The organism is Rheinheimera nanhaiensis E407-8 (assembly GCF_000296695.1).
In the GTDB taxonomy this organism is placed as follows: domain Bacteria; phylum Pseudomonadota; class Gammaproteobacteria; order Enterobacterales; family Alteromonadaceae; genus Alishewanella; species Alishewanella nanhaiensis.
In genome coordinates, this window is sequence record NZ_BAFK01000025.1 from 12,387 (window position 1) to 24,853 (window position 12,467).

The following is a 12,467-nucleotide window of genomic DNA, read 5'->3' on the forward strand; positions in this document are numbered from 1 at the left end:
AAGGCAAGAACGGGCGAAGCAGCGCAGTTTACATGCGGTAAATGAGCATGCTGAGCCGGTTTTTAACGCCGCAGAACCAAAGCGCAGCCAGGCAAATTTTAGTGTTCGTGAGCTGCGCCGGCTTTTTCGATCTCAGCCTTAATCAGATAACTATTTACCACCACATACTCTTCAGCAGCATGCAGACCAGACAGCACTTCAGTAAAGCGCCCATCGGTGCGGCCTAGCTGCAGTGGTCGCGGTTCATAGCGGTTGCCTTCGCGCACAAACACCACCTGCTTACCTTCCAGATCCTGTAAGGCCTTGTTATCTATCACCAGAGAAACATCTATGATTTCAGCATCCACCAGCGCATTGACCCGCTCTCCGGCAGAAAAATGGCCGTTGCTGTTATCCAGTGCAACCCGCGCCAATACATAAGGCTGGCCGGAGGCAGGCAAAATATGGCTTATCTGACTATCAACCATGCCACCGCGAGCTTCAATATGCACCGGCAAACCGGTTTTTATCTCATCCATTGCCGCTGGGAATACTTTCAGCTCAGCCCACAATATGCTGCTGTCTGCCAGTGAAAATAACGTTTCACCAGCTGTGTATTCGCCCTGGCTGGCATACTGTTGCAACAACGCTCCGGCTATCGGTGCCGTTACCGGATAAGTGCGCAGGCTGTCATTGGATTCAACCAACGCCAGCACCTCACCTTTTTTCACTGTGTCGCCAACTGCAGGCTTTATCTGGGTAATCATGCCAGGAAAACGGGCTCGCACCTGTGCCTGACGGTTAGGTGGGATGACAAGCTCACCGTATAACGGAATATGGCGTTCAATGGTGCCGGCACCTGCCGTCGCCACTTCAATCCCTACCCTTTTTGCCATGTCGGCATCAATCGTTGCGGCTTCATCGTGATCATCATCATGGTCGCTGCCATGCTGCTTATCATCATCATGGGCATGAACGCCGTTTGTTTGCTCAGTTTTCGGTTTTTCATCATGGCTGTGGCCCGGCCCGGCCTGAGCAGGTGCAACAGCCATACCCTGAGCGATCAGTAATGCAAGGAATAACGCGGAATATTTCATTTGGAAGATCCTGATTCAGTAGTGATAAGCTGAGTGGGTGTCTTTATCGCCAGAGGTGATGCCGCAAGCGCCACACCGGCAAGCTGTTCAATCAGTACCTGATTACTCAATGCGGTACTGGCAGCGTTAACCAACTCAAGCTGAGCGTCCTGTAGTGCCTGACGAGCAGAAATCCACTCTGCATAGCCATAACGGCCACGGCGGTATGCGTCTTCAGTTTGTTGTAGTGCCTGCTCCAGCACCGGCAAAATATCGCGCTGCATATCTTTCACAGCCATACTGCTGTAACGGTGAGTTTGCCATGCCTGATATAAGCGGGCGCGTAAATCCAGCAAGGCGGTTTCTTTTTCAAACTGTTCCGCCTGAGACTCTGCCTGCGCCGCAGTTATCGCACCCTGATTACGCTGTTTACTGAACAAGGGCACCGACACACCGGCAACCAAGCCAAAATCACGGCTTTCCTGTGAGCGCATGGCGCCAATCTGCCAGCGTACATCACCCGCCGACTGACTTTGCGCCAGTGTCAGCTCAGCATCACGCAAGCGTTGCCGGGCTGCAAAAACCTCCACGGTGGGGGTTGCCAGCACTTGTTGATAAAGTGTTTGAAAGGATGGGCTTTGCGCCAGCTGAAATAAATCACCACTAACCTGATTAAAATCGGCTTGTTCCGCCCCCCATAAACTGACCAGCGCCAACTTGCTGCTATCCAGCTCGGTTTGCAGTAAGCCATGCTGCAACTGTGCTTGCTTAAAGGCCACTTTCGCCCTTAGTTGCTCGGCCTCCGGTGCTGCACCACGCTGCACCCGCTGCGTCACCAGCGTTAAAGCCTGCTCAGTCATACTGACGGTTTGTGCCGCCAGCGCCGTTTTTTGCTGCAATGTCAGCACAGTTACAAAACGCTGGGTCAGCTCGCCCAGTAAATCCAGGCTCGCGGCCTGGCGCTGCGCCAGCAATAATCCCTGATTTGCACTGGACACCGCCATCCGGGCCTGGCGCTTATCGCCAAGCTCAATAACGGAAGACAACGACACCGTAACTTCGAGGCTTTTAACACCCGACATATCACCAGTACCAAAGGCATTATCAGCCTGCACGCCCAGCTCATAACCAGGTGTAAGTTCCGCTAATTGCTGCTGACCCGACGCCGCTTTCAAGCGCCAGTCAAATACCTGTAATTGCGGATGTTGTTGTAATACCCGTTTTGCTGCCTGTTGCAGCGTTAAATCTGCTGTTGCAGGTTCAGCTGCTACCGCCTGATGCAGCAAAATGCTACTGGCAGCCAGCAAACCAAACGCAGCAAAGCGTTTGCAATTCATTTTTAAGAACATAGCAAAATCCTGTTATAGGTAATGTAAAAACCAAAAAAACAGAATCAGCTGATGGGTGGGCGGTAAATGCTTCGTTTAGGGGAAGAGGGTAGATAATTTAAGTAAGACACCAGCAATTCATTACCAATTACCGGCAAAGCCGGAGCTGGTTTAAACAAGCCAATATGTGCGGCATGGCAATGACTACAATGGTCGCAAACTGCATGAAGTGAGGTATCAGTTAATGATGATTGTTCTGCGGCTACAACCGTACTGGTGTCAGACCATGATATTTGATGATGAATATCATCAGCAGAATGTTCAACAGCGAAAGCGCTGGAAACTACGCATAACAATTGCACCACCAGCAGTAATGCCATCAACATTCTGCTTAGTGGTGTTTTAGTCAGTGCGTAGTTGCTTATCAAAATAATGACCGCCTTACTAATTTAACCAAGTTAGCTTTTAAGGTACGAGCGCAATACACTAATAACCTGTTCTACATCCGAGTCGCGCTGTAAAGGCTCCAGGTTATCGCCTGCCAGATGATCACGAATATGGTGTTCCAGTATCTCAGTCATTAGGCCATTAATAGCACCTCGCACCGCCGCAATTTGCTGTAGTACTTTACTACAATCACCTTCGGCCAGCAGCTGTTTTTCCAGCCCTTCAACCTGACCTTTAATCCGCCGTACCCGCGTCAGTAACTTGGGTTTATTAGTAATTGAATGAGTCATACCGTACTCCGTAACTATACTCCCCTATAGTATAGTCAGTTTTAATCTTTCTCAAGTCTGTAGCTATAAAAGCTGTCTCTTATTTTATGTTGTTTGTAGCAAAAAGAGCTCTGTTACAAAACGTCCGGTTATGTCTTGTGAAAAAACTAACTTTCCGCCGTGTAAGTGAACAATTTTACGGGTAATCGATAATCCAAGGCCGACGCCTGCAACATCCTGATGACCATAACTCCGGAAAAATCGCTCTCCCAATCGGGCTAGCTCAAGCGTAATATCACCATTAATTGCATTACTCACACTTATCACTACAGCGTGCTGTTCTATACGCGCCTTGATACTGACCTCACTTTGAGCAGGCGCATACTTAGCCGCATTGTCCAATAAATTACGCAATGCGGCCTGAAATAATGTAGGATCGACCCGTACTTGCAGTTGTTTTGGTATATCGACCACCCAGATTACGCGGTCAATTAGCTGAAAATCTATTGATGCCAGAGCATCCTCTGTTAACCTAAGAAGCTGAATTGCCTGATATTGCAGTACAATACTATGTTCCAGTTTTTCTGTTTCCATTAACTGCTTAACCAGGTGTGCCAGACGGCGTGTGCTTTTGCCTATGGCCTGTATTGCTGTGTGTTGTTCCTTAATATCGGTCGCATTTTCCAGATTATCGGTATGCACTTGCAAAATGCTAAGTGGCGTTCTCAGCTCATGGGATACATTTGCAATAAACATTTTCTCTTTTTTAAGATAAGCTTTTAACTCAGCCATAAGTTTATTCACAGCGTCCTTGAATGGCTTTAACTCTCGTGGTAACGGCATCTCAACAGGTTGTAATTCAGTAGGGTTGGTTTCTGCCAGCTTTTCCGATAATTCCCGTACCGGCTTCGTGCCCCATTCCACAGCCAGCCACACAAGTAACATTATCGGCAATATCGCTATCCCCAGCGGTAACAACTGATTCAGTGTTAAATGCCAGCTTAACTCGTCCCGAACATCTTCCCGTTGCGCAGTAAAGATCCAGGCTTTTTCATCAGGCACATATAAGCTAAAGCCAATCCACAGGTATTGATTATGCCGGATCTCATGAAAACCTGACTGTTTGGGCAACAATGGCGTTTTGCCGACATTACCGGAACGGATTAACAGTTGACCATTTTCATGCCAGACCTGAACTGCAATTTTACTTTCGTATTTATGCCCCTCGGAATACCGTTCTGCTGCTGCAGTATGCTCTATACCATCATCCAGTAAAAATGGCATTTCAATGGCGTGATTACTATCTGCAGTCAGGGGAGTATTGGGCTCTACCATTAAATGACGAATTAACCGTGCATACTGTGCCAGCTGTGCATCAAATAACTCGTCAATTTCATGATGAACATTAAACCATGTGTTCAGGCTGGTAATCAGTAACATTAACAGGATAACCGCATTAACACTGAGCAACAGCATCCGGCGGATACTATTAATTTTCACGATGACTCACCAGCATATAACCGACGCCTCTGACCGTTTTTATCAGCGATGCTGTAGTTTTTTTACGGATATTATGAATATGCACCTCTATGGAGTTACTTTCTGTTTCGCCTGTCCAGCCCGAACTGAGTTCATCCAGATACTGTCTACTCAGAATTTTATCCGGATGTAGCATAAACTCTTTCAGGATCAAAAACTCACGTAAAGTCAGTACTATATCCCGCCCCTGATAGCGGCAAAGATGCTGCTGCATATTCATTTCTACTTCCTGACAAGTCAGGATGTCCTGCTGTCGTTGCTGATAACGCCGCAGTAAGACTCTTAAACGGGCCTCAATTTCTCTGCTATCGCAGGGTTTCAGCACATAATCATCAGCGCCGGCATTTAATGCCTCAACCTTGGTTTCAAGATGATCCCATGCCGTCAGCACCAGAATAGGTGTTGTAACCTTTTTAGCCCGTAAGGTTTTAATTACATGTAATGCCAACCCGTCTGGCAACCCCAGATCCAGAATAATCACATCAAACCCGCTACTGGTTGCTGCCACTATGGCTTGCGAACCGGTAATACAGTGTTCTGTCCGGTAATGCATACGTGATAATGCAGTAATTAACCCCTGCGCAAGCAGGCTATCATCTTCAACCAGTAACAATCTCATAAAGGCTTTTTCCAGCTAGCTTAGAGCAAAATACATAACCAGACGGCGGCACTGGCAACGAGCGTTATTAATACAGCTGCCGACCCAATATCTTTCGCTTTACCGCTTAGCTCGTGATATTCACTGCCAATGCGATCCACCACCACTTCAATGCCGGTATTTAATAGCTCCACGATCAGAATCAATAATGCACTCAATAACAATAGCGCACGCTCGGCCGCAGATACATCAACCCACAAGGCTACAGGTAGCAATACCAGTAATAAGATAATTTCCTGCCGTATTGCCGCTTCTGATCTCCAGCTACTGGCCAGCCCTTGCCACGAATTGACTCCGGCCAGCATGATCCGTTTAACCCCTTTAGCCTCTGATTTCATATACCCCCCTATGATTGGAGATAACAGTATAAAAGCACAGTCTTAAGAAAGTCTTAAGCATTGTTCGTTAGCCTTGCAGCCACTCTATCTGGCAGTACGGCGAGCCTCTATGACTAAAGTTTCTGCAGTAAAATTCCCGGTATTACGACAAATAACATGCGGTCCCTACACCTACTTACTACGTATGATTCTTATCGGGTTGGTACTATTAAGTGCGGCCCGGCTTGGTCTGGTGCTATGGCTATATGACAGGGTAGCGCCTACGGGCCAATTGGGCATGATATTCCTGCAGGGGATTCGGGCCGACCTGATTCTACTTTGTATCTGGTCTGCAATACCCGTTCTGTTATCGCTGTGCTGGGCGCGTCCCGGATTACAGCACAGCTGGTTTCGTTTTAGCTATTGGTGGTGTCTGACGGGTTTAATCCTTATTGCATTTATCGAACTATCCACCCCCGCCTTTATTCAGCAATACGATATACGGCCAAACCGCTTGTACATTGAGTATCTGAAATACCCGAAAGAAGTTTTCTCTACCTTATGGCATGGCTTCCGATTGCCACTGGTGGCAGGAACCGTGTTAACTGTCGCAGCCGCTCTACTGCTGCACCGGGCGCTAAGGCTACCGAAGCACACATTGCAAGTATGGCCACTGCGCCAGCATTTACTACTGTGGCCCCTGGTGGTTTTTATGGTATTTGCCGGCATCCGTTCCACTACAGCACACCGCCCTGCTAACCCGGCGCTGTTTGCAATTACCTCTGATGCTATGGTGAATTCTCTGGTCATCAACTCGGGCTATTCGGTTTTATTTGCCTTGTATAACCTCAAACATGAAGCCCGTTCCAGCGAAATGTACGGTAAACTGCCAGAGACACAAATGCTGAATTTAAGCCTTAACTGGCCCTGGCTGCAGCAATATGATTTTAATAATGCAGAATACCCAACCTTACACTGGCAACAAGCCGTAAAACAGCGTAATAAACCGCTGAACATAGTAATAGTGTTGATGGAAAGCCAGGGCGCCACCTTTGTTGAATCACTTGGCGGCGCACCGGTCACTCCAGAGCTGGAACAGCTGAAACAGCAAGGCATCTGGTTTGACAATCTGTATGCTACCGGTACTCGCTCAGTACGCGGTATTGAAGCGGTTGTTGCCGGCTTTATGCCGACACCGGCCCAAAGCACGGTAAAGCTGTCAAACAGTCAGCAAGGTTTTACCACTCTGGCATCCATCTTAAAAAAACAGGGCTACCACACTCAGTTTATTTATGGTGGCGAAGCACACTTTGATAATATGCGTAGCTTTTTTACCGGCAATGGTTTTCAGGAGATTGTGGATTTACCTAAAATCAATAATCCGGTGCTGGTAGGTAGTTGGGGAGCCAGCGATGAAGACTTGTTCAGAACTGCACATCAGCAGTTATTGGCCCTGCATCAACAGCAGCAACCGTTTTTCAGCCTGATATTTTCCTCTAGCAATCATGAACCTTTCGAATTCCCGGACGGCCGGATTTCACTATACCAAGAGCCTAAAAATACGGCTTACAATGCAGTGAAATATGCAGACTGGTCAATGGGCCGCTTTTTTGAGCAAGCAATGAAAAGCCCTTATTGGCAGGATACGCTGTTTCTGGTAGTAGCAGATCATGATAACAGGGTCTATGGCAGTAACCTGATCCCGGTGGAAAAGTTTCGCATTCCAGGACTAATTCTGGGCGCAGACACTCAGCCTGAAGTACTCACAACCTTAAGTAGTCAGATTGATCTGGCTCCCACTCTGCTTAGCATGGCTGGGATATCGTCCTGTCACCCGATGACGGGACGTGATCTGTTGCTGGACAGTACCAGTTCTGGGCGGGCTCTGATACAGTTTGACAATCTGTTTGCCCTGATGACAGAGGATAAACTTACTATTCTGAAACCCGATGGTAAGGCGGTTAGTGCCAACTATAATCGTGAACACCAGCAATTAACGCTCTCTGAAGAAGCGGTAAGTCCCTTGCAACAACAGCAGGCTTTAGCACAGGTACAACTTCCTTCTTACCTGTATCGTGAACGTAAATACAACGATGATATCCCTTGTGAAAGCCCTTAAAGGGCTTTCTGCTATAGGTAGCAGCAATAGTTTGTTAAGGATCCACAGGAATTTAAGCATTTCTTAAGCACCGCCCCATAAGCTGCGTTGCATATCAGTAGATTATGGAAAGCTTATGTCAGACCTAACGCCCACCGCACATTTGCAAACAGTACCCCTGCCCCGGCAAACCATAGCATTTAACCATAGCTCGCCACTATGGCATCCGCTCTGGTTTGCTTTTGTCGGCGCTTTGGCAATGACCCTACTACTGAACACGCCCTTTTTCGATGCCATACAAGCCAGGGCAGCAGGCCAGTATTCATTGCAACTCAGTCTTGTATCATTATTATTCTTACTGAATTTTCTGTTACTCACCTTGTTCAGCTTCCGGCCTGTACAAAAGCCGGTATTTTTATTGCTGTTTCTGCTGGGCTCAACCGCACTGTATTTTAATACCAGTTACGGTGTCGTCATTGATAAAAGTATGCTGCAAAATGCACTGGAAACCGATCCGGCTGAAGCACAAGGGTTGTTGTCTGGCGGGATGTTGTGGCAATTAACCAAGCTGATGCTGTTTCCATTGCTGGCGGTTACCGTTATCCGAACCAAAATAGTGCGCAACAAACGCTTTTTACTGCACTGGCTGGCGGCAATACTGCTGATTATACTAACGCTGCTCAGTATTGTTACAATCAATTACTCACAGTTAGCGCCTTTTTTTCGCAACTTCCGCGAAGTACGTTATCTGGCACTGCCCGTCAGCACCCTGTCAGCCACCGTATCGTTGGCCAATAACATCCGTAAAACGGCATTTCCGGTCAGTTTTAATCAGCTTGGTCTCGATGCCAAACAGCTACCTGCGGCAACGTCCTCGACAAAACCCAAGCTGATTGTTTTGGTGGTCGGAGAAACAGCCAGAGCCGATCACTTTGGGCTAAATGGTTATGTCAGAAATACCACCCCACTGCTCAGTGCACTGCCTGTATATAGCTTTAAACAAGCGTCATCATGCGGTACGGCTACGGCTCACTCTTTACCTTGTATGTTTTCGGCTCTGTCGCGTACTGACTATATAGAAAGCACTGCCAAAAACAGCAGTAATGTTCTGGATATACTGCAACACGCCGGTGTTGAAGTGTCTTGGCTTGATAATAACTCAGGCTGCAAAGGCGTGTGCGACCGCGTACCGTCAGAGTTTTTATTTGAGCAACAAAATCACTCCAGCTGTGACAGAGGCCAGTGTCTGGACAGTGTACTCACCGAGCGGCTACCGGTTTACCTTAGCAAGGCTAATACCGCCCCAAAAGATCGCCTGATCGTGCTTCATCAACTGGGCAGTCATGGCCCGGAGTATTACCGGCGCAGTGCAATAACCGACAAAGCTTTTGTGCCGGAATGTCAAAACAAGCAACTACAGTTGTGTTCACAGCAAGATGTGATCAATGCGTATGATAACAGCATTATTGCAACCGACCAGTTGCTGGCTACCGTTATCAAGCAGTTGTCAGCGGCCAAGGACTATCAAACCGCCATGCTATATGTTTCAGATCATGGGGAATCTCTGGGCGAAAATGGCATTTACCTGCATGGGCTACCGTACTGGATGGCTCCCACAGCTCAGACACATATACCACTGCTATGGTGGATGTCCGAAAACTACATCACAGGTCAAAAGGTAAACACCTCATGTATACAGCAGCAGACAGAACAGAAAGCCAGCCACGACAACCTTTTTCATACCCTGCTGGCAATATTTAACGTACAAACCACGATGCGAGAAACACAACTTGAATTGTTTAGCCAGTGCCAGAATGCTCTATCAGCGTATAAATAAAATCTGCTCAGCAATTGATCCTACCCAAAACAGCAACTACTATACTGGGGTATAGTATAAAAGTGAGATGTAAGGAGCCGATATGAGCGATAAACATAAAGATCACTCTCATTCTGAGACAGAACCCCATTCACATGCCGGTTTTTTAGGCGCCAATACAGAGCTTTTGTTCGCACTTGCCAGTGGTTTTATGCTGGCGGCTGGTTTTATTATCGGTAAAGTGTCAGCAAGTACGCCTGCCTGGCTACCTTTTATCTGTTACCTTAGCGCCTATTTTTTCGGTGGCTTTTTTACCCTGCGTGAAGCCATTGAAAACCTTCGCCATAAACGTTTTGAAATTGACACCTTGATGCTGGTTGCGGCGGCTGGTGCGGCTGCTTTGGGTGCCTGGGCTGAAGGTGCCTTGTTATTGTTCTTGTTTAGTCTGGGACATGCGCTGGAACACTACGCCATGGGCAGAGCTAAACGGGCTATCGAAGCACTGGCGGAGCTGGCCCCTAAAACAGCGATGGTTCGCCGTAATGAGCAACTGCTGGAAATTCCGGTAGAAGCATTGGAAGTGGGCGATATTGTGGTCGTTCGCCCCAACGAACGCCTGCCTGCAGACGGTTTTCTGATTAAAGGCACCAGCAGCATTAACCAGGCGCCGGTTACCGGGGAAAGTATTCCGGTTGATAAACACCCGGTTGATGATCCGGAGTTTGCCCGCAAGCGCCCGGATTCTATAGAAGCTGCCAGCAAAGTGTTCGCCGGTACCATAAATGGTGGCGGAGCCATTGAGATAGAAGTGACCAGCCGCTCCAGCGATTCCGCTCTGGCCCGTGTGGTCAAGATGGTGAGCGAAGCAGAGATACGCAAGTCCCCTACTCAACGCTTTACCGATAAATTCGAGCGTATTTTTGTGCCCGCCGTACTGGGACTGGTCGTGATATTGCTGTTTGCCTGGGTCGTTATTGACGAGCCTTTCCGCGATAGTTTTTACCGTGCCATGGCGGTACTGGTTGCCGCCAGCCCCTGTGCACTGGCCATTGCCACCCCCAGTGCCGTATTATCCGGTATTGCCAGAGCAGCCCGTGGCGGCGTATTAATTAAAGGCGGCGCACCATTGGAAGAGCTGGGCGCACTAACCGCCATGGCGTTTGATAAAACCGGCACGCTGACTGAAGGCCGCCCGCATATTACCGATATTGTTGTGGCACAAGGTGTATCAGAAGAAGAACTGCTGCGTGTAGCCGTTGCAGTAGAAGCGTTGAGTGACCACCCGCTGGCCGCAGCAATCACCCGTGATGGTCGCAAACGGCTGGCCGGTAAAGAACCAGCCCAGGCAGAAAACCTGCAAAGCTATGCCGGTTTGGGAGTAAGTGCACAACTGGATGGAAAAACGGTCTGGATTGGCAAAGCCAAGATGTTTGGTAATGAAGAAACCGGTCAAGCTATCGCACCACTAAACCCGCAGACAACAGAAGCCATTAATGCTTTGCGTAACAATGGCCGTACTGTTATGGCAATACGCCACGGAGAGCGCGATTTAGGCGCTATCGGCCTGATGGATACCCCCCGCCCTGCCGCTAAAGCTGCGTTAGCGACCTTACGGCAGCTGGGTATCTCAAGAATGATTATGATCTCCGGTGATAACCAGCAGGTTGCAGAAGCTGTGGCAAAAGAGGTTGGCCTGGATGAAGCCTGGGGCGATTTAATGCCACAGGATAAAGTCACTGCTATCCGTAAATTACGCGAAACAACCCAGGTTGCGATGGTGGGTGATGGTGTTAATGATGCACCGGCTATGGCGAATGCCAGTGTCGGCATTGCCATGGGCGCCGCCGGCTCTGATGTTGCACTGGAAACCGCAGATGTTGCCCTGATGGCAGACGACCTGCGCCATCTGCCTTTTGCGGTAGATTTAAGCCGTCGTACCCGCCGCATTATTCTGCAGAATGTATTTGTCAGCCTTGGTGTCGTAGCATTACTGGTGCCAGCAACCATAATGGGGCTGGGCATCGGTGCTGCGGTGGCTGTACATGAAGGTTCAACACTGATTGTCGTGTTTAATGCCCTGCGCCTGCTGGCTTATACCCCAACCAAAAACATAGCGCCAGAAGCATAAATATCATCCCCAAAAAATAATTACAGGCGGCATAATAACGGTAATCATACCAAACGGGCAGTTACTGCCCGTTCTGTACAAGTTGGCTCACAACAAGCAGCATTAATATTTTGCCATGGCAGCGCTATATTTTTTGGTGCCGCCATTGCGAAAATAGCAGCAGCCCCCCAAATCTGGGTTTGTATTTGTTTTATTACCCCGGAGGACAGACTATGTTTTACGATATTACCGTAGTGCAATTTAGCAAAATGCTGCAAAATTTAAGCGCCATCCTTAACAAAGGCGCCAGTTTTGCCGCAACAAAAAAAGTGGATGTTGCCGTTTTACTGAATGCGCGTTTAGCACCGGATCAGTTTCATCTTATCCGCCAGGTGCAAATTGCCTGCGACACAGCCAAATTAGGCGTAGCACGCCTAACCGGTAAAACTGACAGTGCCCCCAAGCATGCCGATGACGAAACCACCTTAGCGCAATTACAGCAGCGCATCAGTGATACAGTAGCCTATCTGGCCAGCTTTACCGAGGCTGATTTCAGCCAGTCCGCCACGCAAAAAATCACTCAGCCACGCTGGGAAGGTAAATATCTAACGGGTTACGAATTCTTGATCCAGCATGTCATCCCTAATTTGTATTTCCATATCACCACCGCCTACGCCATTTTGCGTCACAATGGTGTCGATGTAGGTAAAAAAGATTATCTGGGTGCGATGCCGTATAAAGTTTAGCGCGTAGTGTAAAACGCCGGGCATTAAACCCGGCGTTTTACTTTTTACAGAAAAGACCTGCTTTGTGACTATTGGTAACTAACTGTA

11 protein-coding genes are annotated in these 12,467 nt (G+C 48.3%); 4 read left to right on the top strand and 7 right to left on the bottom strand.

What is annotated here, in order from left to right; all coding sequences use genetic code 11:
* Positions 1-98: 98 nt before the first annotated feature.
* From RNAN_RS16100 to RNAN_RS16130, 7 genes are all read right to left on the bottom strand, one after another.
* Positions 99-1,076 (bottom strand): efflux RND transporter periplasmic adaptor subunit, encoded by a 978-nt coding sequence (locus RNAN_RS16100; RefSeq protein ID WP_008223729.1) that lies wholly within the window; start codon positions 1,074-1,076, stop codon positions 99-101.
* Positions 1,073-2,404 carry a TolC family protein gene (locus RNAN_RS16105; RefSeq protein WP_008223730.1) on the bottom strand — a complete coding sequence of 444 codons (1,332 nt, stop codon included), beginning with the start codon at positions 2,402-2,404 and terminating at the stop codon, positions 1,073-1,075. Before RNAN_RS16105 ends, RNAN_RS16100 begins: the two co-directional genes overlap by 4 nt.
* 44 nt (positions 2,405-2,448) lie before the next feature.
* Positions 2,449-2,763: a hypothetical protein gene (locus tag RNAN_RS16110; protein ID WP_008223731.1), complete on the bottom strand. Its 315-nt coding sequence runs from the start codon at positions 2,761-2,763 to the stop codon at positions 2,449-2,451.
* 78 nt (positions 2,764-2,841) lie between these two features.
* Entirely contained in the window at positions 2,842-3,120 is a 279-nt protein-coding gene (locus RNAN_RS16115; RefSeq protein WP_008223732.1) for a metal/formaldehyde-sensitive transcriptional repressor, read from the bottom strand.
* Positions 3,121-3,204: 84 nt separating this feature from the next.
* The gene (locus RNAN_RS16120; protein ID WP_008223735.1) at positions 3,205-4,599 is read right to left on the bottom strand and encodes an ATP-binding protein; all 1,395 of its coding nucleotides are present in this window, start codon (positions 4,597-4,599) and stop codon (positions 3,205-3,207) included.
* Entirely contained in the window at positions 4,589-5,257 is a 669-nt protein-coding gene (locus RNAN_RS16125; RefSeq protein ID WP_008223738.1) for a response regulator, read from the bottom strand. Before RNAN_RS16125 ends, RNAN_RS16120 begins: the two co-directional genes overlap by 11 nt.
* Positions 5,258-5,277: 20 nt before the next feature.
* The gene (locus tag RNAN_RS16130; protein WP_008223741.1) at positions 5,278-5,634 is read right to left on the bottom strand and encodes a diacylglycerol kinase; all 357 of its coding nucleotides are present in this window, start codon (positions 5,632-5,634) and stop codon (positions 5,278-5,280) included.
* A 109-nt stretch (positions 5,635-5,743) separates the two neighbouring features.
* On the opposite strand from RNAN_RS16130, the gene RNAN_RS16135 reads away from it, so the two are divergent.
* From RNAN_RS16135 to RNAN_RS16150, 4 genes are all read left to right on the top strand, one after another.
* Positions 5,744-7,732 (top strand): LTA synthase family protein, encoded by a 1,989-nt coding sequence (locus RNAN_RS16135; protein ID WP_052027309.1) that lies wholly within the window; start codon positions 5,744-5,746, stop codon positions 7,730-7,732.
* A 115-nt stretch (positions 7,733-7,847) separates the two neighbouring features.
* The gene (locus tag RNAN_RS16140) at positions 7,848-9,548 is read left to right on the top strand and encodes a phosphoethanolamine transferase (RefSeq protein ID WP_008223745.1); all 1,701 of its coding nucleotides are present in this window, start codon (positions 7,848-7,850) and stop codon (positions 9,546-9,548) included.
* An 82-nt stretch (positions 9,549-9,630) separates the two neighbouring features.
* Positions 9,631-11,655, top strand: coding sequence for a heavy metal translocating P-type ATPase (locus RNAN_RS16145; protein WP_008223748.1), 2,025 nt, complete (start codon positions 9,631-9,633; stop codon positions 11,653-11,655).
* Between the two features lie 212 nt (positions 11,656-11,867).
* Positions 11,868-12,380 (top strand): DUF1993 domain-containing protein, encoded by a 513-nt coding sequence (locus tag RNAN_RS16150; protein WP_008223750.1) that lies wholly within the window; start codon positions 11,868-11,870, stop codon positions 12,378-12,380.
* The last annotated feature ends 87 nt before the right edge of the window (positions 12,381-12,467 follow it).